Genomic DNA, 24354 nt, shown 5'->3' with positions numbered 1-24354 from the left:
CGGCAAGGTAATATTCTGAAAACAGGGGAAAATAATGAAAACCCGCTTCACACTGATTGCAACGGTTATTCTGCTGGCACAGCAAGCACATGCGGTTTCACTGCCCGATGCGGCCGCGCTGGCAGGCTTAACCTCTACCGGTTCCACCTCCGCTTATAGCGATCTCGAGCAGCAATCGCTACAGGCTGAACGTCAGGCGCTGCAAGGTGACAGCAGCACGTTGACGCGCGAGCAACTGGAAAAAGCCAAACAGACCGCGAAACAGGCAGACACGCAGTGGCTGAAAAACAGCGGCTACGATTTCAAAATGAAAGAGAACCAGCAGGCCGGAATTGCGCTGCTTTCGGGCTTTAGCACGTTGCCCGCCAGCGTACTTGATGCCAGCCAAGCCACCGTCACTCACATCAACCTGAACGCCACGCAAAATGTGCGTCATCAGGCTCTGGCCGATGCAGAAGCCATCAGCTATCTCTATTTCCTCTCCGATGCGCTTGGTCCGCGCCTTGGCAAAGCCTTCCTCGCCGCTTACGACAAAGGTGAGATCGGTAAGGCCGCCGCGCTGATTAAAGCCAGTGAAGTCAGCACCAGCGCGGCGAAAAAGCACTTTAACTATCCGCGGCCGTTCCTGCGTGAAGGCAACATCATCCATCTCGTGCCGGACGATGTAGTGGTGAAGGATAACGTGCGTTACACCGCCGACGGCGGCTCTTTCCCGAGTGGTCACACCAACACCGGTTATACCGATGCTTTGTTGCTGGCCGAAATGGTGCCGGAACGTTTTGAAGCATTGGTGACGCGCGGCGCACGCTACGGTTATTCGCGTTTAGTGTTGGGCGTGCATTACCCGCTGGATGTGATGGGTTCGCGCATGGTAGCTCAGCGCAACGTGGCGAATTATCTCAACGATGCGCGCTATCAGGCACTGTTTAGGGAAGCGCGTAATCAGTTGCGTGCCGCGCTGGAAAAAGAGTGTGGCACGTCGCTGGCAGAGTGTGCGCGCAGCAATGGCAATGACGATCCGTATCGCTCACCGGCGATGAAGCAGTTCTATCGTTTCACCATGAGTTACAACCTGCCGAGAGCCAATGTGCAGAACGCGCCTGTCAAAGTCCCGCAGGGCGCGGAGATCCTGCTAAAAACCGCGTTGCCGCAGCTGTCTGATGCGAAGATTCGTAGCCTGATGGTGAAAAGCGCGCTGCCAAACGGTTATCCGCTGTCCGGCAATGATGCGGATCAGTCATTCTGGCAACGTGTGGATTTAACGGCGGCGTATGCTTTAGCGAAACCGGCGCGTTGATATTTTGCTTTAAATTCGGTGCGGGCGCAGACACATCTGCTGCGTCACGGGCCGTCCTCGCGCCGCTAGCGCGGTGCCTTCGGCTTCTACGTTGTGCCAACGGACCGTTCGGGGATCGGCCGTCCTGGCCGGCCCCGAACTGCCTCCCGCATCCATGCGTGAGGCTCCTGGCCCAACGTAAAATCCTCAGCGCTGTGGATAGCCCTTTTGCCGCAGCAGACGCGCCAGCGCCTTTAGCAAATGTGTCCTTTTCAACAACTCGCACTGAAGCAATACCCTCGTCACGCTTTAATCCGGCGATCAAGCGCGAAGGGCGCTGAAGTAGCTTGTGCAAATAGGGCCGCAGCGGCGGGGTGGTCGGGATTGAGAATGGCGTTGTCTTCGCCGGTCAAAATGCTGGGTACCGTTAATAGCAAAGGAAAGCCGCCTTGCACATCGAGGAATGCGGCGCCAATCGCCTGTGTCTCTTCTTGCTGCTGATACTTTTGCCAATCGTCGGGCAGTTTATTGCTGTCCAGCGCCATGATTTCGCTCTCAGGAATCGGCAGAGTAAAAATCACAAAGCGACTTTTCTCCAGCATCGCTTTACCGGCATGCACCACCAGTTCCAGCGTGGCGAGCGCCTTTGAACTGCTGAGATACACCGTCTTAATGCCGGGCGGATTCCAGCGTCCGCCCCATTTTTCAGCGCCAGCGCCGCTAAATGCCTCGCTGGCGTACTCTTCTTTCACCAGTCGATAAAACAGCCGATAGGGAGCATCCGGTTCCTTCCGTTGCGTCATTACACAATTACTCCGTGTTCCAGGCGACCAATCAGCGTTAACACCGCATCACAACCCGCAGGCGTGCTCAGCATTTCCATCGGCAATGCATCATCCAGTGCAAACGCAGGTTGATACATCCAGCGCATGGCAGCGTCAACGTCACCGGAAAATAATTGCAAAACGGCATCCAGAATTTCGAACACCTGATACACGCGCGCACCTTGCTCCACCGAGAGTTGCGATCCGGCTTTCTCGCGGCGGCGATAGGTATTGCGATCGATAGAGACCATCTGGGCCACATCCAGTGGCGTTGCTTTCAGCACCGTGGCCGCGCGTTCAACGATGCCGACATCCAGACCTTCGGTGATCAACTGGTGCGCTTTCAGCGGATTACGCGGTAAGCCCATTTGATCCATAAACGATTGCTGAGCGTGCTGGATCAGCGTGGGATCGAAGACGCGTGCGGCATTGCCGTGATTGAATGGGGATGCAGTTGTCATAACAACCTCCTGAACAATGTTCATTTGAACATTTTGGTAGCTCAAGTGTACATCACTGCGCAGGGGTTGTCATTTTTTATACGATCTTAAAACTAATGCATTGTTAATAAACAATAATCAACTGGCTTGCTGCCACATCTCGCGCATCGCCAGCTCCAGCTTTTTAAACACCCGATAACGTACGTCGTGAAACGCAACGCGCTCTGGTCGCGGCAACAATTTGCCGGGATTGATCTGCACCGCCTGCTGCGCGGCCTCGGCAAGATTGCGCCACGCGCCGACGCCCACACCGGCACACAAGGCGGCGCCCAGCGCGCCGGTCTCTTTGCACTCCGCCACGCGAATCGGTATGCCTAACACGTCAGCAAACATCTGCGGCCAGACGCAACTGCGCGCCGCGCCGCCCGACAAAATGGCCTGCGTAAAAGGGATGCCTGCCGCACGCAAGCGATCAATATGCGCCCGATGGGCAAAGGTCACGCCTTCAAACAGCGCAAACAGCATATCGGCGCGTGTATGCCAGCCGCCTAAGCCATAAAACCCGGCCTTGGCCGGTTCCGATTTGCGTCCGGAATAGAGATAAGGATGATAGAGCGGTAGCTGGGCATTGGGTTGCACGTGCGCCACGCTATCGCTGCTGCGCACCGCGCCCTGACCGCCGCGACCATCGTCAAATTCGCGCAGGAACCAGTCGAGATTCGCCGCCGAGGTGGCGCTGGCCTCAATCGCCATATAACGATCGGACTCAATAATGGAGTTCATAAATACCGGGCGCAGATAATCGGGTTTATCCACCACCACCTGATTGATGCTCCACGTACCGGCGACAATTGAGGCTTCACCGGTGTTCACCACGCCTGAACCCACGGCGCTGGCCACCACATCAAATATGCCCGCCACCACCGGAATGCCCGCCGGTAATCCGGTGAGCTGAGCAGCCCGGTCCGTGACATGGCCAACCACCTCGCAGGATTCATGCAGTTTGGGCAGCAGGGCGAGCGCCTCTTCAATGTCGTACAGCGCCATCAATTCACGGCTGTAGCTGCGCGCACGATAATCAATTAAGCCGGCACCGGCGGCATCTGAAAAATCAGCGCTAATCGCACCGCTGAGAAAATGGGCGATAACATCTTTCGCGCAGAGTAAATGGCCGATTTGCGCCCAGCGCTCGGGTTGATGTTGCTTAATCCAGCTGATCAATACCGGCGTTGCCGCAGGCCAGGGTTTTTGCAGCGAAATCTGGTAGATGCGCTTATCCGCGCCGCTCATTTCCAGCGCGTGCACCGTGTCACAAGCTCGATGATCGATAGATTGAATACCAAACAGCGGCTGCTGATGCTTATTCAGCGCGTACAAACCGTTGCCGTGGCCGGCCGCGCCAACCGCAATCACATCGCTGGCGGGCGTCTCCGCCTGCTGCAGACAACGGCTCACCGCATCGCTGACGCCATGCCAGATATCCGCCACCGGCCGTTCGGCGTAGCCTTCCTGCGGACGATGGGTTTCTCCCGCGCACTCGGCCACCGACAATACGCGACCGCTGAGATCAAACAGCACCGCTTTGATCATGGTGTTTCCGGCATCAATACCAACTATCTTCATATCCGACTCCGTGCAACTGGCGAAGACGGCGCACCGCTTAAGCGCCGGTGCAGGTAAGGCTCAACCCTGCTGATAGATTTCCAGGGCGTCCGCGCCGCTGACGCCCTGATGAATAATCGCCATCAGCGCGTTCACCACGCGTGACGGATTATCGTGTTGATAAACATTGCGGCCATACACCATACCGCTAGCACCTTGCGCCATCAGCGCAGCACTTTTCGTCAGCACGCCAGCCAGTTCACCTTTGCCGCCGCCGCGCACCAGCGTGGGACAGCGCGCCGCTTCCACCACGCGATGAAAATCTTCCACGTTCTCAGTGGGATCGGCTTTGATGATATCGGCACCTAACTCACGCGCCAGCCGCACCAGCGGCACAATTTTCTCGACATCGCCGAGTGAGCCGTAAGCCGCGCCTTGTCCGGCGGGGGCCATCACCAGCGGCTCAATCATCAGCGGCATGGCGTAGCGATCGCAGGCCTGACGCAGGCGGCCAATATTTTCGACGCACATGCGGAAAATGCCCGGTTCATCCGGGATCAGATAGAGGTTCACCACCACTGCGGCGGCGTCCATCTGCAACGCGGCAAGAATCGGTTCATCCGGATTGTGCAGCACCGCCCACATTTCCCGGTGACGCGCCGCGTTGTAGGCATTGCCCACATCGGTGCGCATCACCAGCGCCGGTTTGCGTCCCGCCACACGCTGCAGCAGATCGGCCTGACCGTAGTTGACCTGAATCGCATCCGGCTGCGCGGCGATCAGGTTATCCATCACGCCCTCAATATTCTCCAGACCGATGAGAAAATCGGGCTCGTTGGCGATACCGTGATCAATGGCGACATCCAGGCATTTACCGTGCTGAAACAGACGCTGCATGCGCACTTTATTGGTTACTAACATGTCGTGTTTCCTCCTGAAAAACCGTGGGGTAAAGGCCGGTAAGCCCGTGCAACCGTGCCAGATTGGCGCAGCCGCGCTGCAGCTGCTGCGCGCGTTCGCTGTCGCTCCAGCCGAGCGTTGCGGCCATGATCTGCGCGATCTCCTGCACCAGCGGCGCGGTGAGTTCACCGCAAATCGCCAGCGAGGTGCGGCGCACCAGCAAATCCTCCAGCTGACAAACCTGCTCGTGCTCAATCAGATACCGTAATTCGACATCGCTGTAGGCGGCGTGATGCTGCAACATTTGCTCGCCGTGCTGCTGGATCAGCGCCAGCAGCGGCAGGGCGCGGCTGCCGTAACGTTTGGCGAGTTGCATTACGCGCGGCAGCGGCACGGCATAACGCTGCGCCAGTTGCGCCAGCCACGCGGTTTGTCCTGAAGGTTTGGGGAAATCACGTCCGCCGCCAATCGGCACATCACCGCTGGAGACCTGCCGTTTTTCGCCGAGCAGCCGCAGCACGCGATCCGCCGCCTCTTCACCAAACTGGCGAAAAGTGGTCCATTTGCCGCCGACTAAACAGAGCGTGCTCCAGGCGCGATTGGCGTCAGCCGGCAACACCACTAACGAGTGATTACGCGAGATTTGGCCGTTGAGTTTGGCCTCGCTGGCGGGCAGCGGACGTACGCCGCAGAAGGTGTAAACGATGGCGGAATCCGCCACCTCGATATGCGGGAAGACGAAGCGCAGTGACTCCAGGATATAACTCTTTTCCTCCTCTTCGCACACCACTGCATCGGGATCGTCCACGCGGATATCGGTGGAACCCACCAGCACCTTGCCAAACCACGGAAACATGATGCAGACGCGGCCTTCCTGGTTTTCGAAATAGACCATTTCGCCATCCAGCATCTGCAGCAATTCGGGATGGTCGAGGATCAGATGCGATCCTTTGGTGCCGCCAATCAGCTTGGGCAGATCGTTGCGTGAAGAGATGCGTTGGTTGAGCTGATCGATCCAGGCACCACCGGCATTCACCAGCACATGCGGTTGCAGGCTAAATCGCTCACCGCTCAACGCATCCTGCAAAATAACCGTTTCGCCCTCGGCGCTGACCAGCTGCAGATAATTGAGCGCCAGCGCCTCTGGACAGGCTTTTTCGGCATCATCAATCAACTCAAATCCCAGCCGTTCCGGCGCGCTGATCCACGCATCGTAATAGCTGGCGCTGTATTTCACCCAGGGCGCGAATCCCGGCCAGCGGTCACGCGTGGCGGCTTCATTGCGCACCTGATGCTTCGGCATCGATCCATATTGGCGGGTGTAAATGTCATACAGGCTAAGCCCGGTTTTGATCAGCAACGCCCCGCGCCGCGTCGGTTTATCGCTCAGGCGTAGAAAACGGCGCGTGGCATTCACTAAACCGCCAGCGAGATTATCGATCGGCACCGTGGTGCGTAGGGGGAAAACATAGTGCGACGCATTTTTCAGCAGGCGATCGCGCTCGGTAACCGACTCTTTGACCAGCGTGAATTCACCGGTTTCCAGATACCGCAAACCGCCGTGAATCATGCGCGACAGCGCACCGCTGGCGGCCTGGCACCAGTCGCCTTTTTCCACCAGAAGCGCCGGAATGCCCTGCAGCGCCAGCTCGCGAAACGTACTGATGCCGTTGATGCCGCCGCCGACAATCAACACCGGTGTCGATGAACGCAGGCGCAGGGCGCTCAGGCGTTGTTCGCGGGTTTTGATGTTATCCATGAGATGCTCCAGTTCCAGTACGCCAGGATGAGATCGTAGTCGCTGGAGCCGAGCTGGAGGACGAAAGGTGAACGAATTGTTAATGGAAGGATTGAGAGTTGAGAGGTCGGTCACTTAACTCGTTTCTGAGAAACTGACAAATCTGTTAAGCGATGGCATTACTCGCTTTCAGAAGGAGAAGCGGGAAAGAAGAGATTAAGGGCTGGCAACTTGAATTGCGTGAAGTTAACTTCACTCATATTTATTTCATTTCAAGGAGATGATCGATGCTCATCTCGTTTAGTGGATTACCCGGCACCGGCAAAAGCACCATTGCGCGCTTATTAGCGCAGCAGATCGGCGCGGTGTATTTACGCGTCGATACTATCGAACAGGCGTTGCGATCGGGTGAAGAGAGCGAGAAAGCGATCGGGCCGGAAGGATATTTCGTTATCTACGGATTGGCACGCGACAATTTGCTGCTCGGTTCCACCGTTATTACCGACTCGGTTCCACCGTTATTACCGACTCGGTTAACGACCTGCAACTGATCCGCAACGCTTATCGCGATATCGCCTTGTTGAGCGGTGCGCCGCTGCTGGAAGTCGAAGTAATCTGTTCCGATCATAACAAACATCGCTTTCGCGTCGAAAATCGCGCTTCCGATATTAAAGGTTTGAAACTGCCGGATTGGCAGGCAGTTGAACAGCGCGAATATCAAGCCTGGGAGCGCGATCATTTGCAGCTTGATAGCGCCTTACTCTCGGCGCAGCAGTGCGTGGATGCCATTCTACAAGCGCTGCCTAAAACGTCACAATCCTGATCTTTCAGTGGTGGCGTAAAACGCGCCGCCACTTTCACCTGAAACCCATTCTTCGATCTTAATGTGATCAACCTCCGGATTCGGCGGTTGCATTATTGTTTATTGCTGCGCATTTGTTATGAATGAAGCGTACTTTAGTTTCGAATGAAACGAGCAAGTTAACGAATCGGAGCATGTCATGAATCATACTTTCACTTCATTGCAACAACCTGATGATTTCAAACATAACGTTCGCCTGATGAAAAGGGTGTTAAGAGAGCAGATCGGCGATGTCGAAGGTCTGTTTGAACAAGTCAGAAGCAAAATCGTCAGCGAAATTGCCGCTGCTCGCGCGGAAGAGGCGCAAAACGGCAGCGCGTGGCCGCAGGTGAGTCAGCAGGATATTGCGGCGGGACGTATCACCGATGAGGTGAAGGATCATATTCGTCGGCGCGGTTGTGTGGTAGTGAAGCAGACATTCCCGCGCGATCAGGCGCTGGCCTGGGATGAATCAATGCTTAAGTACCTCGATGACAACGATTTCGACAACGTCTACCAAGGGCCGGGCGATAACTTCTTCGGCAATCTTGATGCGTCACGTCCGGAAATCTATCCGATTTACTGGAGCGATGCGCAGATGTCCGCGCGCCAGAGCGAGGCAATGGCCCAGACGCAATCTTTCCTCAATCGCTTGTGGACGTTTGAGTCGCGCGGCTCGCGCTGGTTTGATCCTGACGTCAGCATCATTTATCCCGATCGTATTCGTCGCCGCTTGCCGGGCACCACCTCCAAAGGTCTTGGCGCGCACACTGATTCAGGCGCATTGGAGCGTTGGTTACTGCCGGCGTATCAACAGGTGTTCAGCAAAATTTTCACCAACCAGTTTGATCAATACGATCCCTGGGATGCGGCGCATCGCACTGAAGTGAATGAGTATCAATCAGGGACTACCACCAAGTGCTCGGTATTCCGTACCTTCCAGGGCTGGACCGCGCTGTCGGATATGCAGATTGGTCAGGGCTTGCTGCATGTGGTGCCGGTGCCGGAAGCGATGGCCTATTTGTTACTGCGTCCGTTGTTGAAAGATGTACCGGAAGATGAGCTTTGCGGCGTTGCGCCGGGCAAAGTGCTGCCGGTTTCAGCGCAGTGGCATCCGGAACTGATTGAGGGCTTGTGTTCGATTCCCGCGCTGCAGGCGGGCGATTCGGTTTGGTGGCATTGTGATGTGATCCACTCGGTCGCGCCGGTAGAGGATCAGCAAGGCTGGGGCAATGTGATGTACATTCCCGCCGCACCGCTGTGTGAGAAAAATGCCGCATACGCGACAAAAGTGGCGCAGGCGCTGGCCAGCGGTGCGTCGCCTGGCGATTTCCCGCAGGAGGATTATGAAACGCAGTGGCGCGATCGCTTCACCCTCGACGCGCTGAATGCCAATGGTCGCCGCAGTCTGGGATTGGGCTAAATTTCTGGTAAGCTTGCCAAAAATTTCACAGCAGCGGGTGTTATGAACGCACGTCATCAGCAGATTATCCAATTGGTCAGCGAGCGCGGCAGCGTCAGCGTAAATGAGCTGGCGCACACCACCGGCGTCTCAGAAGTGACGGTGCGTCAGGATCTCAATCTTCTGGAGAAAGGCGGCTTTCTGCGCCGCGTGCACGGTTCCGCCGTGGCGCCAGAAAGTGATGATGTTGGCGCGCGTATGCAAACCCGCTTCGCGGTGAAAAAGCGTCTGGCCGAGTACGCGGCGTCGCTGGTGAACAGCGGTGAAACGGTGTTTATCGAAGGCGGCAGTACTAACGCCTTGCTGGCGCGTGAACTGAGTGAACGCAACGATATCACCATCATTACCGTGAGCCATTACATCGCCGGATTGCTGCGCGAAAAGGGCGGCGATGTGATCATCCTTGGCGGCCTGTTCCAGAAAAGCAGTGAATCGGTGGTGGGGCCGCTAACGCGTCTGTGTATTCAGCACCTCAATTTCCACAAGGCGTTTATCGGCATTGATGGCTGGGATGCGATCACCGGCTTTACCGGTCGCGATATGCTGCGCTGTGACGTGGTCAACGCCATCATGGAAAAACCTACACACACCATCGCGCTGACGGATTCCTCAAAGTTTGGCCAGATTCATCCGTTTGCGCTGGCACCGCTTCAGCCGTTTAAACAACTGATCACCGATGCCGAACTGGAGTCGAGCTATCAAAAGACGCTGCGTGAGAAGGGCGTTGAAGTGAGTTTGGTCTGATTCACGCGATCAGCTATTCAAGTGAAAAAGGATTGATGAATTGCCTGTGCCATAAACTTTCACGATCCACCTGGCTCAATGCAGCTTCATCACAAACGTGATGCCAATAGGTTTCAATCGACGTTTTTATCAGCATGAAATGCGCATGCGCGTCAGCGCGACTCAAAGCAAAGTGATGAGCGGCATCCAGGCAGCTGCTCATACGACTCAGATTATTGTTGCCACTAATCAGCATCGCCTGCGAGGCTTCATTGCCAGCACGACCTTGCGGGCAAATATCATAAGCAGGCGTGAGACTGAAGCTTTTACCATCCCAAAAGGCGGCATGATTGCGGGCATGGTCATCGGTATTGCCGCAGAGAATATTGAAGCAAAGCCGTTTATACAGCTCCAGCAAAGTCTCTTTGGGCGCGGCAAAACGTTGACGAATAATTTCAGCGAGTGTTTCGTAGCTGGCATAGCGCGCCAGCATATCGTCGAGTTCAAATAGGGTCAGCGCCGAAAGCATCACTTTTCGCGTCCATCCATCGGCTTTATGTTCGCGGTCAAAGCGCTCAATCATAATCACATCGCGTCCAGCTGCTTTGACTAACTTCACCGGAGCGACATGCAATCCTGCCAACTGCGCCAACCGCATCGCCAGGAATTCGCCTTTCACCACGTTCCAGATATCCGCACTGGCAGAAAATTTCGCGATGTATTTTTTTCCCTCGGCCTCGATCAGCGCTTTTGGCCGCGCGCCACCGATCGACGTCCCATGAAAAAGCGCCTGATCCAGTTCGGGTGTTAGCGGCACGCCTTTTTCAACCCGATCAGCCGACTCCAGTAATTCAGGAAGGGTGACATTTGCAGTTGAGCGCGGAATGTATTCCGTCGCCGAGTGCTGGAAATCCAGGGCACCAATGCGATCTGAACCGGACTCAATGAGATACGTCAGCTCATCGAGTATTCCGGTATCGACGTTGGCGCCTTTCCGTCCCATACGACGGTTGATAATGACCCGGCGTCCCCAGGCATCAGGTGCGCTGTCACGGATACATCCCGCAATGTTTAACCCATTCAGCGGCGGAATAACGCCAGTCCGCAGAGGAAGTTCATTGGGATTGAGCGGAATGCGGTTTTCGCGCTGCAGATAACTACGACCATAGTTGAAAAGCAGCGTATCGCCTTCAGCCTCAAGCCTGCCCGCCACCACTGGTGATGTTTCACCAGGCAGCCATATCCATACGTAAGCGTCTCTAAAACGCGCTTCAGAAGTCATCCTTCACCTTCCTGCTACTCTTTTTTTTACTGGTGTGTTTGGGTAACAGCTTGAGCTTTTCTTCAACACGATTTCGATGACTGACCAATGATGGCAAACTCACCTCTGCATCAAACAGGGGAATGCCTAATATGGCCGCAATCTCGAAATAACTGCCAATCTGACATTTCACGTCGCCTTGCTCAATGCGATGTAAAGTCCCACGCGAAATACCGGCTCTTTCTGCTAACTCGGATACTGGAATTTGCTTCTCGATACGTTCAGCACGAATCAAGGAAGCTAATAGGGCAATCGCTTCCTGAGCATAGCGTGAGGTGGGTGAAGTGAAAGAAGCCATAATTTGTTCCATACAGGGTACCAATAAACGTTATATGTACTATATATGGAACATCTTAGCTTGGTGTGAAGGGTTTTATCAACGGCGCATCATGTCAGAGATGTTCACTGTGTAGTACTAATTACGCTTATTGGTATTACACAGAGAACATTTCATCATTATACTTCAATCCACTAATGCCTGCGCGGTGACCTCATCCGTAATCAAACCAGTCACCAGACCGCTGGCCAGCACTGCGCGAATCGCGGCGACTTTACTGGCGCCGCCCGCCAGGGCGACAATCTCTGCGCGATGCGAGAGATCGAGATCCACTGACAACGTGCGGGCCGTTAAGTTGGTGTGAATCATCTGTCCGTTGGCATCGAAGAAGTGGCCCAGCAGCTCGCCGACCGCGCCGGATGAGGAGATATCATTGATCTCCGCTTCATCAATCATGCCGGCTTCAACCAGCTGAGCCGCGGGTTCCACGGTGCCAATTCCCACCAGTTTGACTTCACTCTGCGCCGCCATGGCAAACACCTCGCTCACGCCGCGCTGCGCCAGTAACACTTGGCGATCTTCCTGGGTATTGGCAAAGAAAGGCACGGGCATCATGTAGGCCTGCGCACCGGTTTTCTCGGCGATGCGGTGCATAACGTCGTGAGGATTGAGCGCGTAGTTGCGGGTTAAACAGCCGAGCAGCGAGACAAAGCGCATATGCGGCGCATCAATACGTGGCAATTGATGGATGGCGGCGGAAAGGGTGCGGCCATGCCCCAGACCCAAGGTGGTAGAAGGCGACGCGGTGAGCAGGTTACGCAGGTAATCCGCGCCCGCCATACCCAGCGCGCGCACCGGCAAGCCTTCTTCGCCGAGATCGGGGGCGACATGACAGAAGTTAAGCGCGAATTTCGCGCGCAGACGATCTTCTAGCGCGACGCAGGCGACGATATCACCATCAATCGACACCTTCACTGCGCCTTCCGCCACCATGCGCGCAATCATGCGGTGCGTTTTTACCGACGGCAGCCCGAGTCGTTTCGCCACTTCCGCCTGCGTTAAACCGCCGACGTAGTGCAGCCAGGCGGCGCGCAGCGCCAGAGATTCGTCGCGTTCAGTCGAGGTTGGTGCCGGTTTCATGGGTTGTCCTTTGGTTTATATGGTGCGCTTAAGCCCTCATCCCAACCTTCTCCCACCTGTGGGAGAAGGGGCTGATCGAGCAGCGTGCGCGGACAGTTCCCTCGCCCGCTTGCGGGAGAGGGTTAGGGTGAGGGGGAAACCGCGCCCCTCACTCCGCCAAATGCAGATCCTGCACGCCGGTATCAATATGCCCGGCCCAGAAGGCGACGCTTTCGGCGATCTCCGCCACCACGTTGCTATCGGTTGGCTCGCGCTCTTTAAAGCTCAGCTCAAGGCAGATCTCATTATCCTTCGCTCCGCCGCGCGCCAGCGCGTCCAGCAGCGGCTGCGGCTGAATGCGGCCGCCGGCATTGTACTGCAATGTAAAAGGTCTGTGTCCGCCTTTATCCAGCATGCTCTGTTTAATATGGATAATCGGCGAGTAGCGCGGCACCGCTTCGGCCCACGCATAAGGATCGTAATCGCGCGGATCGGCGGAAGTGACATCGCCGTGATCGATATCCGCCATCATCCACATCGGCAGCGCCATTGGGGCAGCACTCAAACGCTGCTGTAGCGCCAGACAGGCCGGAATGGTTTCGCCAAACTCGCGGCCCACGCTCATGGGTTCCCAAAACAGGTATTTCAATCCGGCGGCTTTAGCGTGTTCGGCAACGTCGGCCCAGCAATCAATGGCGATGTCGATCAGTGCGTCGCGGCGCGCAACATCGTTGAAATCCTGCTGGGTAAAAATGGCGAACTGCGAACCCACCGCGTCGCCGCCCAGCTCGGCGGTGATATCAGCGAAGGTTTTAAACCAGTCAACATAATAGCGGCGCACTTCGACATCAGGATGACCAAAATGGTTGAGGCGACCATAGGGGCCGGTCATGCCGGAGGTCACGCGCACGCCGGTGGCGCGCAGCGCCTGCTGCATCTTGCGCGTCATGCGCGTGAGGGTCGCAGCAGGCCAGCCGGGATTGATAAATTCATGGGTGAGCTGCACATCACGGATGCGGATCTGCTGCGCCACGGTGGTAATCAAATCCTGCGGGTCGGCAAAGCGGTTCACCAACGGATTAGTATTCAGTGACAGCGTTAACGGCATGATTCACCTCTTATCCGGCATGCGCACGCAGCGGCGCGGGAGCAGCAAAGGTGGCGTTGAACCACTGGGTGAAAGCCTGTTGCTGCGCGTCATCAAGGTGCAACTTATGCTTGGTGCGGCGCCACAACACATCCTCGGCCTGCTGCGCCCACTCGTTTTCCACCAGATAACGCACCTCGGCTTCGTACAGCTGCCCACCAAAATGGCGGCCAAGATCGCCCAGCGCATTGGCATGACCGATCAGCTTATCGATACGCGTGCCATACAGCCGCGCATAGTGTTTACGCAGCGCCTGCGGTAGCCACGGCCAGCGCGCTTTGACCTGCTCTAAGAAACTGTCGAAATCGGCGTGTGGCATATCGCCGCCCGGTAAGGTGGCGCCCCGCGTCCAGTCCGCACCCATGTTGGGGAAGAAGGGTGCCAGTTTCTGTATCGCATGTTCAGCAAGCTTGCGGAAGGTGGTGATCTTGCCGCCAAACACATGCAGCAGCGGGGCGTTTTGTTGATCGTCGAGGTCAAACACGTAATCACGCGTCACTGCCGATGGATTGCCTTTGCCGTCATCAAACAGCGGACGCACGCCGGAGAAGCGCGTGATCACATCGCTGGCGCGCAGTTTCACCTTGAAGTAGCGATTCACCACGTCGATCAGGTATTGCTGCTCGCTGTCGTCAGCGGTGACCGCTTCCGCTTTGCCTTGCCACGGAATATCGGTGGTGCCGATCAGCGCTTTATCGCCTTCATACGGGTTGATAAAGATCACCCGCTTGTCGGTGTTCTGCACCAGATACGCCTGCTGACCTTCCCAGAACTTCGGCACGATGATGTGCGAGCCTTTGACCAGTCGCACGTTGCGACTGCTTGTGGTGTGCGTGACCTGATTAACGATATCCAGCACCCACGGTCCGGCGGCGTTGACCAGCACTTTGGCAAACACGGTGCGTGAGGTACCGCTGGCATCCTGCAGGGTGATTTCCCACTTGCCGTTATGACGTGTCGCCGCTACGCAGCGGGTACGCGGCAGAATGGTGGCGCCGCGCTCGGCGGCATCCAGCGCATTCAGCGTCACCAGCCGCGCATCATCCACCCAGCAATCGGAGTACTCGAATCCTTTACTGTAACTGTCCAGCAGCGGCGCACCTTCAGGATCGCGGCGTAAATCCAGCGAACGCGTGCCCGGCAGTTTCTGACGGCCGCCAAGGTGGTCATATAAAAACAGGCCAAGGCGCACCAGCCACGCCGGGCGATCGGTTGGGCTGTGCGGCAAGACAAACCGCATCGGCCAGATGATATGCGGTGCGGCGTTGAGCAGCACTTCGCGCTCGATCAGCGCCTCACGCACCAGTCGAAACTCGTAATACTCCAGATAACGCAGCCCGCCGTGCACCAGCTTGCCGGAGCGCGATGACGTGCCCTGCGCGAGGTCATCTTTCTCACACATCATCACCGACAATCCGCGACCGGCAGCGTCACGCGCGATACCGGCACCGTTGATACCGCCGCCAATCACAAACAGATCCAGCATGTGTTCACTCATGATTTACTCCTTAAACTGTTTTAGCGCGTGCCAGGCGGCAGGAAGATCGTTACGCAGCTGCTGATAGGTGGGGAACAGCTGGTTATAGCGCTGCATCAGTTCGCTCGCTGGCGCTTCGGGCGCATCCAGCAGCGGCATCACCCAGGTTTTGACGCAGCTCTCCATCGACGGATACGCGCCAATCGCCACCGCCGCCATCATCGCGGCACCGGCCGCTCCGGCTTCGTCGCGCTGGCTGATGCGCACCGGCGCACCAATGCAGGCAGATAAAATCTGGCGTAACGGCTGCGAACGCACCGCGCCGCCGGTTAAACGGATTTCTCCCGGCAAACTGCCCATCGCCTGATAGCAATCGCGCGCTGCAAAACCGATGCCTTCAATGATCGCCCGCACCAGATCGCCAAAATTGTGGGTGTAACTCAGGCCGGTAAAGCTGGCGCGCGCCTCGGCATTAACAAACGGCCCGCGCTCACCGGCAATCGAGATATACGGGTGATAGAGCAGGCTGCCGGGCTTCGCCGCGTTGAGCCAGCGATCGATATGGCCCACCAAACGGGCATGATCGATTTCACAGCCAAAGCTATTAAGCAGATCGCTGGCGAGATTCAGTAGCCAGTCAAGATTGAGCGTTGATGCCATATTGGTTTGCACCTGCGTGACATAGCCCGGCCACGGCAGCGGGATCACGTAGCCGGTTTGTGCCGGATTCAGCCACACCTCATCAATGGTGACGCTGCGCAGATGTACGCCGGTCGAGCCAACAATCGAGCAGGCGGTATTGGCTTCGCCAGTGTGCACGCCTGCGCCAAGCGCGGTCATCGCCATATCGACATAACCGAGGCAGATTGGCGTGCCAGCCCGTAAACCGGTGGCCTGCGCGGCCTCAGCTGTCAACGGATGCGTGGTTTCAGTGCCTTCAATGATCTCCGGCAGCAGATGACGATGCTGTTCCAGCCCCAGCGCGGCAATCACCTGATCGTCATAGCGCTGGTGGCGGAAGTTGCCAAAGGTAAAGCTGGCCTCAGAGGGGTCGGTGGCGCGGATGCCGGTGAGATTGAGGTAGAGCCAATCTTTGCAGTGCAGCGCCACTTCGCTGTTAGCTAACAGCTCGGGATAGAGGTGATCCATGTGCGCCAACTGCGATCCCTGCTGACAGGTGTTGAGTCCGGTGCCGGTAGCGCGAAAGCGCGCGGCGGCTAACGGGTGCTGATTGAGTTTTTCAACCGTTGGTGCCGCACGCGCATCCAGCCAGATCCAGGCATCGCCGACCGGCTGATTATTGGCACCCACCAGCCAGCTGCCGTCGCCTTGCGCGGTGACGGCCACGGCAACCACCCGCGCGGCCAGGTTGTCGACACGCTCGCCCAGTTTGCGTATCGCCGTGACTGCATCCTGCCAGGTTTGGCTCATTGACTGCTGCGCTGCGCCGCCTTCGCTGCGGTAATAACGGTTACGCACCGATGCGCATGCCAGTTGCGTGCCTTCCAGATCAAACGCCACCGCTTTAACCACCGAGGTGCCGGAATCCAGACCCAGAATGATATCGCCACTGTCCACATACACCTCCGAAAGAAGAAGAGTTCAATTCATCGCCGCCAAAACCGAAAGGTGTTAACGGGCTGTGATGAATTTGCTAAATAATGTCTTACACCACTTCTCACTTAGATAACATATCGACTGTATTATTTTTCGATAAAACCAATAAATTTCACTTGAAATAGCGATTGTGATCACGAATTAGGCGTCAAAACCTTACAGATTGAAATGAGATAACACGGCGAACAGGCTGATAAGGCGGGGTTTATTGCGCTTTGTGATGGGGCCGACATCAATTAAGCGATCCAGATCGCTCTCCTGAAAAAATTGCGCGTCACCTGTTGACAATTTAGTCACATCAGCACAATTCTCATCACACAAGTTATCACATATATAACATTATCGGCGCGATTATCGCAGCTGATATCAGTGAGAGGTCACGTTATGTCCGATGTCTCAATCCAGGCCCAGCAAATTTCCCGCAAGCGCGTGCGGCGTTACGCCACCTTGGGCGTGGTAGTGATTGCGCTGATCGCGGCGATGGCGCTCGACACCAAGGTGGTAAAAATTGGCTCCGCCGAAGATGCGCAGGAGCAAGGCTTCTCGCCCGAGAGTTACGGCCAGAAAACCTTCCCGACCATCCAGCAGGATGTGGCATCACGCGCAGTAGACGCCAAAACGTTAGCCGATGCGCTGCAAACTAATCAGCAGGAAGCGGTGCAGAAATATGGCGTTGGCGCACCGCTGCCGGTCTTTGCCGTCAAGTTCTCCGGCGTGGTGCAAGCCGGGCAGATGGGCATCTTCCCGATGAAAATCGATGGATTAGCAGGTGATATGCAGGTGCGGCTGCAAACCGGTCCAGCGATCACTGGTACCGATCTGCGTGACGCTAACGGCAAGATCCAGTTCGGTGATTTCACGAACCAAATCGAATATCAAAATGCCGGTTCCGCCATCAATCGTGCGATGAAAAGCGCGGTGCTCGACAAGCTGGATCGTGATGCGTTGCCGGGAAAAACCGTGCAGGTGGTTGGCGTGTTCCGCTTACTCAACGCGAAAAACTGGATGGTGACGCCGGTCAGCATGGAGGTGAAATGAAACCGTTCAACCTCAATCCCGCCTTGCTGAAAGGCGAAGTGATCCTGCAAGCGCGCCACGTCAGCAAAGTGTACGGCTCCACGCACGCGCTGAAGGGCGTCAATTTCGAAATTCGTCGTGGCGAAGTGACCACGCTGTTTGGTGAAAACGGCGCGGGTAAATCGACGCTGATGAAAATTTTGTCTGGTGTGATTACGCCAACAACCGGGGAAATCTTGCTACACGGCGAGGAGAAGACCTTTCGATCCGCCACCGAAGCGCGTGACTGTGGCATCTCGATTATCCATCAGGAGCTGAATCTCGCGCCGAATATGAACGTGCGCGACAACATCTTTATGGGGCGCGAAATCATGAAGCCGGGCGGCGTTGATTATGCCGAAGAGGCGCGCGTGACGGCGCACCTGATGGCGGCGCTGGAGGAGGAGATCGATCCGCTGACGCCGGTGGAAAACCTGCGTCTTGGACAGCAGCAGATTGTGGAGATTGCCCGCGCGCTGTCGGTGAATTCGCAGATTCTGATCATGGATGAACCGACCTCGGCTCTGAGCGCGGCGGAAGTGGCGGTGCTATTTCAGGTGATCCGTGATTTAACCAGCCAGGGCGTCGCGATTGTCTATATCTCGCATCATCTGGAAGAGGCACTGGAGATTACCGATCGGGCGGTGGTGCTGCGCGATGGCGTGATGACCGCCTATGCCAAACGCGGTGAGATCGATCTCGAATGGATCGTGCGCAACATGGTGGGCGATCACTTTGATCTGGGATCGCCGCCGCAGGGCTACGACTTCGGGCTGCCGGCGCTGACGGTGAAAGATCTGACGGTGAAAAGTAAAACCGGCATTCGGCTGGTGGACAACTTATCGCTGGCGGTGCAAGCCGGGGAGATTGTCTGCATTTACGGGCTGATGGGCGCGGGGCGCACCGAGCTGCTGGAGTGCATCGCCGGACGTCTGCAGCAAAGCAGCGGTCACATTCTGCTGCAGGACACCGATATCTCCGCGCTAACCATCTCACAACGCATTCAAATTGGGCTGGCGCTGGTGCCGGAAGATCGGCAGCGCGATGGCCTGGTACAAACCATGTCGGTGGGGGAAAACCTGTCGCTGGCCAGCATCGGCGACTTTGTACGCGGACTGGTGCTCTCCAGAAGCCGGGAAAAACAGCTGGTCAACGACAGCATTCGTAACGTGACGGTGAAAACCGCTGGCGGCGATGCGGCGATTGGATCGCTCTCCGGCGGCAATCAGCAAAAAGTGGTGATCGGCAAAATGCTCGCCACCCGTCCCAAAGTGATTCTGCTGGATGAGCCGAGCCGCGGCATCGACATCGGCGCCAAAGCGGAAGTGTTTCGCCTGCTGGCGGAGAACGCCAAAAAGGGGCTGGCGGTGGTGTATACCACCTCGGAAGTGGGCGAATGCCTGAGTATTGCCCATCGCATTGTGGTGATGAGCAAAGGGCGCATCTCCGCCATCTTCGACGCAAGCGTCAGTAAAGAACGCATTATGGCCGCTTCAGGCGAGTCTCTGGTGGCATGACATGAAAAGTGGAGCAAAAGGTATGACTGACAGAACCCAAACGCTGGACACGCCGCCGGTGGCCAACAAGAAAAAAAGCGACAAGCAGCTGAATGTGGCGCGCCTGCTGCTGGAAGGGCGCGCGTTCATCGCGCTGCTGGTGATTATCGCTACCTTCTCCATGTTGTCGCCCAACTACTTTACCGGCGCTAACTTTCTCACCATGGCGTCGCACGTGGCGATCTTCGGTTTGCCGGCGATCGGCATGCTGCTGGTGATCCTCAACGGTGGCATTGATTTATCGGTGGGCTCCACGCTCGGTCTCGCTGGAGTGATGGCCGGATTTATGATGCAGGGCATCAGCCTGGAAGCGCTCGGCGTGGTGCTCTATCTGCCAGTGTGGGCGGTGGCGATTTTGACGCTGGTGGTGGGCGCGCTGGTGGGATTAGTCAACGGCGTGCTGATCGCCTGGTTCCGCGTTCCGGCCTTCGTCGCCACGCTCGGCACCATGTATGTGGCGCGCGGCATTGCGCTGCTGATCACTAATGGTCTGACCTACAACAAACTCTCCGGCAGCGAAGCGCTGGGGAATACCGGTTTCGACTGGCTCGGTTTTAATCGCCTCTTCAATATCCCGGTTGGCGTGCTGGTGCTGGGCGTGGTGGCGCTGGCGTGTGGTTTCCTGCTTAGCCGCTCAGCGTTTGGTCGCTGGCTGTACGCGTCGGGTGGTAACGAACGTGCGGCCGATCTGTCGGGTGTGCCAGTGAAGCGCATCAAAATCAGCGTCTATGTGTTGTCTGGCGTCTGCGCGGCACTCGCCGGGCTGGTGCTCTCCTCACAGCTTACCTCGGCCGGCCCAACCGCTGGTACCACTTATGAACTGACTGCGATTGCGGCAGTGGTGATTGGTGGCGCGGCCCTGACCGGTGGACGCGGCAACGTGCGCGGCACGCTGCTTGGCGCGTTCGTGATTGGTTTTCTCTCTGATGGCCTGGTGATTATCGGCGTCTCTGCTTACTGGCAGACGGTGTTCACTGGTGCCGTGATCGTGCTGGCGGTATTGCTCAACACCTTGCAATACGGACGACGCGCTCGCTAACTCACGCGCGCTGTTTCAGCAGCGCGCGGATATCCGTAAAACCTGTACCCCAAATAATAACGGAGCACCAACTATGTTCACTAAACGTCTCTTCATCGCGGCTGCGGCTATGGCTATCACCACTTTTGCTGCACCCACCTGGGCAGATAACGGGTTAATGACCATCATCGTTAACGATCCTTCCAACCCTTACTGGCTAACGGAAGGCCAGGTAGCGCAGAAAGCGGCGGAAAAGCTGGGCTACAGCGCCAAAGTCAGTGCGCACAAAGGCGATACCAATACCGAAAGTCAGCTGATTGATACGGCGATCACCAATAAATCGAAGGCGATTATTCTCGATCCGGCGAACGCCGATGGTTCGGTCGGCTCGGTGAAAAAGGCCATCGCCGCCAATATTCCGGTATTTATCATCAATGCCGAACTGAACCAGAGCGGGCTCGCCAAAGCGCAGTTGGTTTCTAACAACGCGCAGGGCGCGGCGGTTGGCGCAATGGAGTGGGTGAAGCAGGTGGGCGATAGTGCGAACTATGTCGAGCTGGTCGGCCCGCCGTCAGATAATAACGCCGCTACCCGCGCCAACGGTTTTGATACGGTGCTGTCGCAATATCCCACGCTGAAGAAAGTCGGTCAGGAAGTGGCTAACTGGGATCGCACACAAGGCTTCAACAAAATGCAGTCACTGCTGCAAGCCAATCCCAACATTAAAGGCGTGATCAGCGGCAACGACGAAATGGCGCTGGGCGCGATCGCTGCGTTGAAAGAAGCTGGCAAGCTGAATCAGATCAAAGTCGGCGGTTTTGACGGTTCACCGGATGCGGTTGACGCTGTGAAAGCCGGTACGCTGGCCTACACTGTGATGCAGCCGGTGGCGCAGTTCGCGCAGAAAGCGGTAGAGCAGGCGGATAGCTTCCTGAAAACCGGTAAGACCGGTGCGGCCTCGGAGAAGCAGCTGTTTGACTGCATCCTGATCACTAAAGAGAACGCCGGTAACTTTGCTTCACCGTTTGTTCTGAAGCAGTAAAAGTTGCGCAATAAATTGCGCCACTACGCTATGTGCGTTTTTTATAACAACCACCTTTGAAACGCACGTATTCGTAGCGGCGCGATTTATCACGCAGTGTAACGTTAGTCGCAATTTGCCAAAATCCGTATTAAACGCTGTAATGAGTGCCGAAAACGCTTCTCGCTTCACTTTCCCGGATGAAATATGGCGCATAACCCGCAGGACTCTTCACTTGGCGTATTTATGGCCGAAACCTTACCCAGCGATAGCCGCCAGGCGCGTCAACTGGCCCGTCGCCAGTTAATCGCCGAAGCGGTGATGGCAGAAGGGGCGATTCGCATCGAAGACATCACCGATCGCTTCGGCATTAGTTTGATGACCGCCCATCGTGATATCGACGAAATGGTTGAGCGCGGCCTGCTGCATAAATCACGCGGCGTGGTGTCCGCGACGCCAACTAGTCTGGTTGAATCCAGCGATATCTATCGCGCCACGCGTCAGCTGGAAGAGAAACAGGCGATTGCCGATGTCGCCGCGACCTACCTCGAACCGGGACAGGCGATTTTCCTCGATGATTCCACCACCGTGCAGCAGATGGCGCGGCTGCTCTCGGCGCGCGCGCCGCTGACGGTGATCACCAACTCCCTGACCCTCATGAACGAGCTGCGCAATGGCCGCGATATCACTTTGATGGGCCTCGGCGGACAGTTCTATCACTGGTGCAATGCTTTTATGGGCCGCATGACGCGGGATGAAATTGCCAGCCTGCGCGCCGACGTGTTTTTCGTCAGCATGTCAGCGATTATCGATGATGCAGTGTTCCACCAATCCGCAGAAACGGTGGAGACCAAACGCGCGATGTTTGATGCCGCGCAGAAGCGCATTCTGATGATGGATAACACCAAGTTTGAACGCCGGGCGCTGCACCGTTTTGCGCATCTGAGTGAATTCGATGTGGTAATTGTTAATCAGGGCACGCCAGTGCCTATTTTGCGGCGTATGCAGGATTTAGGCGTGAATGTGGTGGTCGCCCCGATGAAAATAAATCATTCGGTTAATTCCTGAAAAGGCGGGCATCCTAAATGGCGACCTTTATATGACGTGCCAATCTTTACATTAATTTAAATATATCCCGCTTCGTTGATTTTTTTTACTTTCTTTAATCTGCTCAGCGTCTTATTCGGGGATTTCCTGGTTATGTACGCTGCGTAGTGCTCTATGGTTATTATTCGGCCCTGGTTCAGAATAATGAGGTATCTGATGCTGATTAAACTTAAACGCACACGAACGCATGATGAGGACAGGAATCTGGCAATGTGGCTCGCCACGGCCGCCGGTGTGCTCAATGCAATCGCCTTGGGGGCGTTTGGCTTTTTCCCCTCGCATATGTCAGGTAATACCTCTCAATTATCCAGTGAAGTATCGAACGTTAATTTCCGTGATATCACCTTTTTAGCCACCATCCTGTTTGCCTTTGTTTGTGGTGCGGTCACGGCGAGAATGGTGGTGATCAGCGGATTAGCCAATGGCAATCGCATTATATTCTGCCAAATATTGTGGGTTGAAGGGCTGGCCTTAATAGCGTTATCGCTGTTTGAAATGTTCTTTTATTCGTCGGCCAACAACCGGGAAGTTATTGTCATTCTGGGCTTCCTGATGGGCGTGCATAATTCAACCTCTACGCAGTTATCCAATGGCCGCGTGCGCTCCACCCATATTACCGGCACGTTAACCGATGCCGGAATTTCGCTGGCATCGGTATTAGCCGCGCTGTTCCGCCGCGATCCGTCAAAACAGTTCTCAGGCCAGAAACGTCAGCTGTTGACGCATCTGACCACGATATTTTCCTTCCTGATCGGCGGGATTGTCGGCCTGATGATGTTTAAACATCTAGGTTTTAAAGCCATGTCGATGGTCGGCGGCATACTGCTGATTGTTGCCACATTGGCGATGGTGAGAACGGTGGCACGGGTAAAGCGGGCGGCTTCCTGAAATGATGGAGTGTGTGCAAGGCGGCGACTTTTTCGCCGCCTCGCTAGTGCCAGCCGCAAATAAGAATTTTTACCTTCCGTCTCATCATAAAACACCTTAAATTCACGCCGACGAGCAGTGCCAGTCACAACAGATTGGGTATTTTAACAACAATCAAATAAACACTTTTGCATGCCATCTATTCATGGCAGTGAGGCTTTGTATGCTTTTAAAACGCAGCTGTAATATTGCTATTGTCGTACTGGTCATGTTTTCTGTTACCGCGTGTGGCATGTCGCATCGTGGCAGAAATACCGCGATTGGTGCTGGTGTTGGTGCGGTAGGCGGTGCGGTACTTACCGGTGGTAGCACCTTCGGTACATTGGGTGGCGCGGCGATCGGTGGTTTAATCGGGCACGAAGTTAGCAGGTAAGGCAATATTCTCACGTAACTATGAACTTTATTTCACTCTCATTTATGCTGCATAGGATATCAATACTGTTCCTACCGCAAAAAGAGGTGATGACATGGAGTTCCACCGTAAAAACTGGCATGAGAAAGCCTTCGATTTAGCGAATCGAGGTATTTCACTTGGTTCGCTGGGTGAGCATCAGGCTGCAGCCTGTTCATGGGGTGCAGCCGCTGAATTAGCCAAAGCGCATCTGCGAGATGACGATATCTATTTCTGGATTATGAGCGGCTATGGCGCAATATTAATCCAGTGTCAGCGCTATCAAGAAGCAATTGAAGCGGCGAAAGAAGCCCTCGATTGGGAAGCGCAACAAAACCAAATACTTTCCCGAATGACGCTTGCGCGTGCGCTCTATGCTCTGGGCGCAGTTGATGGCGCAAAATTTTATTTTCAGCAAATTTATGACATGCAAGGTGATGGCATTTTTGCTGCATTACCCGAATTCGAGCACGCCACCCTGAAGGATTTAGTCCGTTTCAGGAAATAACCGGAG

At 55.8% G+C, this 24354-nt stretch carries 24 protein-coding genes; 13 read left to right on the top strand and 11 right to left on the bottom strand.

The genetic code is table 11. The annotated features are described in order from the left end of the window. Positions 1-34 precede the first annotated feature (34 nt). A complete protein-coding gene (locus IB226_RS04910) occupies positions 35-1297 on the top strand; it encodes a phosphatase PAP2 family protein (RefSeq protein ID WP_192233890.1) in 1263 nt (420 codons plus the stop codon). 281 nt (positions 1298-1578) lie between these two features. On the opposite strand, the gene IB226_RS04905 is transcribed toward IB226_RS04910, so the two are convergent. From IB226_RS04905 to IB226_RS04885, 5 genes are all read right to left on the bottom strand, one after another. After that, complete coding sequence (locus tag IB226_RS04905; protein WP_101764367.1) at positions 1579-2079, bottom strand: RES family NAD+ phosphorylase; 501 nt, start codon at positions 2077-2079, stop codon at positions 1579-1581. After that, complete coding sequence (locus IB226_RS04900; protein ID WP_192233888.1) at positions 2079-2561, bottom strand: antitoxin Xre/MbcA/ParS toxin-binding domain-containing protein; 483 nt, start codon at positions 2559-2561, stop codon at positions 2079-2081. The genes IB226_RS04905 and IB226_RS04900 overlap by 1 nt, the downstream gene beginning before the upstream one ends. 117 nt (positions 2562-2678) lie before the next feature. Next, positions 2679-4163, bottom strand: a complete 1485-nt coding sequence (locus IB226_RS04895) for an FGGY-family carbohydrate kinase (protein WP_192233886.1) — start codon at positions 4161-4163, stop codon at positions 2679-2681. Positions 4164-4223: 60 nt separating this feature from the next. Further along, positions 4224-5063 carry a class I fructose-bisphosphate aldolase gene (locus IB226_RS04890; RefSeq protein ID WP_192233884.1) on the bottom strand — a complete coding sequence of 280 codons (840 nt, stop codon included), beginning with the start codon at positions 5061-5063 and terminating at the stop codon, positions 4224-4226. Next, a complete protein-coding gene (locus IB226_RS04885) occupies positions 5047-6801 on the bottom strand; it encodes a glycerol-3-phosphate dehydrogenase/oxidase (RefSeq protein WP_192233881.1) in 1755 nt (584 codons plus the stop codon). The genes IB226_RS04890 and IB226_RS04885 overlap by 17 nt, the downstream gene beginning before the upstream one ends. Before the next feature lie 266 nt (positions 6802-7067). Between IB226_RS04885 and IB226_RS23385 the strand changes: the two genes are divergently transcribed. The 4 genes from IB226_RS23385 to IB226_RS04870 all read left to right on the top strand — a co-directional run bounded on the left by IB226_RS23385 (position 7068) and on the right by IB226_RS04870 (position 9827). Continuing rightward, positions 7068-7331 (top strand): AAA family ATPase, encoded by a 264-nt coding sequence (locus IB226_RS23385; RefSeq protein ID WP_370579186.1) that lies wholly within the window; start codon positions 7068-7070, stop codon positions 7329-7331. Positions 7332-7357: 26 nt separating this feature from the next. Then, positions 7358-7603 (top strand): hypothetical protein, encoded by a 246-nt coding sequence (locus IB226_RS23380; protein ID WP_370579185.1) that lies wholly within the window; start codon positions 7358-7360, stop codon positions 7601-7603. Between the two features lie 178 nt (positions 7604-7781). After that, a complete protein-coding gene (locus IB226_RS04875; protein ID WP_192233879.1) occupies positions 7782-9044 on the top strand; it encodes a DUF1479 domain-containing protein in 1263 nt (420 codons plus the stop codon). Positions 9045-9086: 42 nt separating this feature from the next. After that, complete coding sequence (locus tag IB226_RS04870) at positions 9087-9827, top strand: DNA-binding transcriptional regulator YciT (protein ID WP_192233877.1); 741 nt, start codon at positions 9087-9089, stop codon at positions 9825-9827. Between the two features lie 13 nt (positions 9828-9840). Here the strand turns inward: IB226_RS04870 and IB226_RS04865 are convergent, their stop codons facing one another. From IB226_RS04865 to IB226_RS04840, 6 genes are all read right to left on the bottom strand, one after another. Further along, the gene (locus tag IB226_RS04865) at positions 9841-11088 is read right to left on the bottom strand and encodes a type II toxin-antitoxin system HipA family toxin (protein WP_192233875.1); all 1248 of its coding nucleotides are present in this window, start codon (positions 11086-11088) and stop codon (positions 9841-9843) included. Continuing rightward, positions 11078-11425 carry a helix-turn-helix domain-containing protein gene (locus tag IB226_RS04860; protein WP_192233872.1) on the bottom strand — a complete coding sequence of 116 codons (348 nt, stop codon included), beginning with the start codon at positions 11423-11425 and terminating at the stop codon, positions 11078-11080. Before IB226_RS04860 ends, IB226_RS04865 begins: the two co-directional genes overlap by 11 nt. 165 nt (positions 11426-11590) lie before the next feature. After that, positions 11591-12544, bottom strand: a complete 954-nt coding sequence (locus IB226_RS04855) for a sugar-binding transcriptional regulator (protein WP_192233870.1) — start codon at positions 12542-12544, stop codon at positions 11591-11593. 148 nt (positions 12545-12692) lie between these two features. Continuing rightward, positions 12693-13631, bottom strand: a complete 939-nt coding sequence (locus IB226_RS04850; RefSeq protein ID WP_192233868.1) for a sugar phosphate isomerase/epimerase — start codon at positions 13629-13631, stop codon at positions 12693-12695. Between the two features lie 10 nt (positions 13632-13641). Further along, positions 13642-15168: a glycerol-3-phosphate dehydrogenase gene (locus tag IB226_RS04845; protein ID WP_192233867.1), complete on the bottom strand. Its 1527-nt coding sequence runs from the start codon at positions 15166-15168 to the stop codon at positions 13642-13644. A gap of 3 nt (positions 15169-15171) precedes the next feature. Continuing rightward, positions 15172-16725, bottom strand: coding sequence for an FGGY-family carbohydrate kinase (locus tag IB226_RS04840; RefSeq protein WP_192233865.1), 1554 nt, complete (start codon positions 16723-16725; stop codon positions 15172-15174). Positions 16726-17148: 423 nt separating this feature from the next. Here IB226_RS04840 and IB226_RS04835 point away from each other — a divergent pair, with 423 nt between their 5' ends. The 8 genes from IB226_RS04835 (at position 17149) to IB226_RS04800 (ending at position 24348) form a co-directional block, all read left to right on the top strand. Beyond that, positions 17149-17802 (top strand): DUF2291 domain-containing protein, encoded by a 654-nt coding sequence (locus IB226_RS04835; RefSeq protein WP_192233863.1) that lies wholly within the window; start codon positions 17149-17151, stop codon positions 17800-17802. Beyond that, positions 17799-19337 (top strand): sugar ABC transporter ATP-binding protein, encoded by a 1539-nt coding sequence (locus tag IB226_RS04830; protein ID WP_192233861.1) that lies wholly within the window; start codon positions 17799-17801, stop codon positions 19335-19337. The genes IB226_RS04835 and IB226_RS04830 overlap by 4 nt, the downstream gene beginning before the upstream one ends. A gap of 22 nt (positions 19338-19359) precedes the next feature. Continuing rightward, positions 19360-20415 (top strand): ABC transporter permease, encoded by a 1056-nt coding sequence (locus tag IB226_RS04825; RefSeq protein ID WP_192233859.1) that lies wholly within the window; start codon positions 19360-19362, stop codon positions 20413-20415. A gap of 73 nt (positions 20416-20488) precedes the next feature. Beyond that, positions 20489-21436, top strand: a complete 948-nt coding sequence (locus IB226_RS04820; RefSeq protein WP_101764388.1) for a D-ribose ABC transporter substrate-binding protein — start codon at positions 20489-20491, stop codon at positions 21434-21436. 186 nt (positions 21437-21622) lie between these two features. Further along, positions 21623-22483, top strand: a complete 861-nt coding sequence (locus IB226_RS04815; protein ID WP_101764389.1) for a DeoR/GlpR family DNA-binding transcription regulator — start codon at positions 21623-21625, stop codon at positions 22481-22483. A 195-nt stretch (positions 22484-22678) separates the two neighbouring features. Continuing rightward, positions 22679-23410: a YoaK family protein gene (locus tag IB226_RS04810; RefSeq protein ID WP_192233857.1), complete on the top strand. Its 732-nt coding sequence runs from the start codon at positions 22679-22681 to the stop codon at positions 23408-23410. A gap of 202 nt (positions 23411-23612) precedes the next feature. Continuing rightward, the gene (locus IB226_RS04805) at positions 23613-23822 is read left to right on the top strand and encodes a glycine zipper 2TM domain-containing protein (protein ID WP_061718879.1); all 210 of its coding nucleotides are present in this window, start codon (positions 23613-23615) and stop codon (positions 23820-23822) included. Positions 23823-23916: 94 nt separating this feature from the next. Further along, positions 23917-24348 (top strand): hypothetical protein, encoded by a 432-nt coding sequence (locus IB226_RS04800; RefSeq protein ID WP_110866155.1) that lies wholly within the window; start codon positions 23917-23919, stop codon positions 24346-24348. The last annotated feature ends 6 nt before the right edge of the window (positions 24349-24354 follow it).

Source organism: Pantoea sp. PNT03 (assembly GCF_014852515.1).
GTDB lineage: Bacteria > Pseudomonadota > Gammaproteobacteria > Enterobacterales > Enterobacteriaceae > Pantoea > Pantoea leporis.
This window is presented reverse-complemented; position numbering and strand designations above follow the sequence as displayed.

What these genes read in the sequence shown, in the direction of transcription:
- IB226_RS04910 (WP_192233890.1), top strand. Translation starts at nt 35, where the DNA reads ATGAAAACCCGCTTCACACTGATTGCAACGGTTATTCTGCTGGCACAG.
- IB226_RS04905 (WP_101764367.1), bottom strand. Translation starts at nt 2,079, where the DNA reads ATGACGCAACGGAAGGAACCGGATGCTCCCTATCGGCTGTTTTATCGA.
- IB226_RS04900 (WP_192233888.1), bottom strand. Translation starts at nt 2,561, where the DNA reads ATGACAACTGCATCCCCATTCAATCACGGCAATGCCGCACGCGTCTTC.
- IB226_RS04895 (WP_192233886.1), bottom strand. Translation starts at nt 4,163, where the DNA reads ATGAAGATAGTTGGTATTGATGCCGGAAACACCATGATCAAAGCGGTG.
- IB226_RS04890 (WP_192233884.1), bottom strand. Translation starts at nt 5,063, where the DNA reads ATGTTAGTAACCAATAAAGTGCGCATGCAGCGTCTGTTTCAGCACGGT.
- IB226_RS04885 (WP_192233881.1), bottom strand. Translation starts at nt 6,801, where the DNA reads ATGGATAACATCAAAACCCGCGAACAACGCCTGAGCGCCCTGCGCCTG.
- IB226_RS23385 (WP_370579186.1), top strand. Translation starts at nt 7,068, where the DNA reads ATGCTCATCTCGTTTAGTGGATTACCCGGCACCGGCAAAAGCACCATT.
- IB226_RS04875 (WP_192233879.1), top strand. Translation starts at nt 7,782, where the DNA reads ATGAATCATACTTTCACTTCATTGCAACAACCTGATGATTTCAAACAT.
- IB226_RS04870 (WP_192233877.1), top strand. Translation starts at nt 9,087, where the DNA reads ATGAACGCACGTCATCAGCAGATTATCCAATTGGTCAGCGAGCGCGGC.
- IB226_RS04865 (WP_192233875.1), bottom strand. Translation starts at nt 11,088, where the DNA reads ATGACTTCTGAAGCGCGTTTTAGAGACGCTTACGTATGGATATGGCTG.
- IB226_RS04860 (WP_192233872.1), bottom strand. Translation starts at nt 11,425, where the DNA reads ATGGCTTCTTTCACTTCACCCACCTCACGCTATGCTCAGGAAGCGATT.
- IB226_RS04855 (WP_192233870.1), bottom strand. Translation starts at nt 12,544, where the DNA reads ATGAAACCGGCACCAACCTCGACTGAACGCGACGAATCTCTGGCGCTG.
- IB226_RS04850 (WP_192233868.1), bottom strand. Translation starts at nt 13,631, where the DNA reads ATGCCGTTAACGCTGTCACTGAATACTAATCCGTTGGTGAACCGCTTT.
- IB226_RS04845 (WP_192233867.1), bottom strand. Translation starts at nt 15,168, where the DNA reads ATGAGTGAACACATGCTGGATCTGTTTGTGATTGGCGGCGGTATCAAC.
- IB226_RS04835 (WP_192233863.1), top strand. Translation starts at nt 17,149, where the DNA reads ATGTCCGATGTCTCAATCCAGGCCCAGCAAATTTCCCGCAAGCGCGTG.
- IB226_RS04830 (WP_192233861.1), top strand. Translation starts at nt 17,799, where the DNA reads ATGAAACCGTTCAACCTCAATCCCGCCTTGCTGAAAGGCGAAGTGATC.
- IB226_RS04825 (WP_192233859.1), top strand. Translation starts at nt 19,360, where the DNA reads ATGACTGACAGAACCCAAACGCTGGACACGCCGCCGGTGGCCAACAAG.
- IB226_RS04820 (WP_101764388.1), top strand. Translation starts at nt 20,489, where the DNA reads ATGTTCACTAAACGTCTCTTCATCGCGGCTGCGGCTATGGCTATCACC.
- IB226_RS04815 (WP_101764389.1), top strand. Translation starts at nt 21,623, where the DNA reads ATGGCGCATAACCCGCAGGACTCTTCACTTGGCGTATTTATGGCCGAA.
- IB226_RS04810 (WP_192233857.1), top strand. Translation starts at nt 22,679, where the DNA reads ATGCTGATTAAACTTAAACGCACACGAACGCATGATGAGGACAGGAAT.
- IB226_RS04805 (WP_061718879.1), top strand. Translation starts at nt 23,613, where the DNA reads ATGCTTTTAAAACGCAGCTGTAATATTGCTATTGTCGTACTGGTCATG.
- IB226_RS04800 (WP_110866155.1), top strand. Translation starts at nt 23,917, where the DNA reads ATGGAGTTCCACCGTAAAAACTGGCATGAGAAAGCCTTCGATTTAGCG.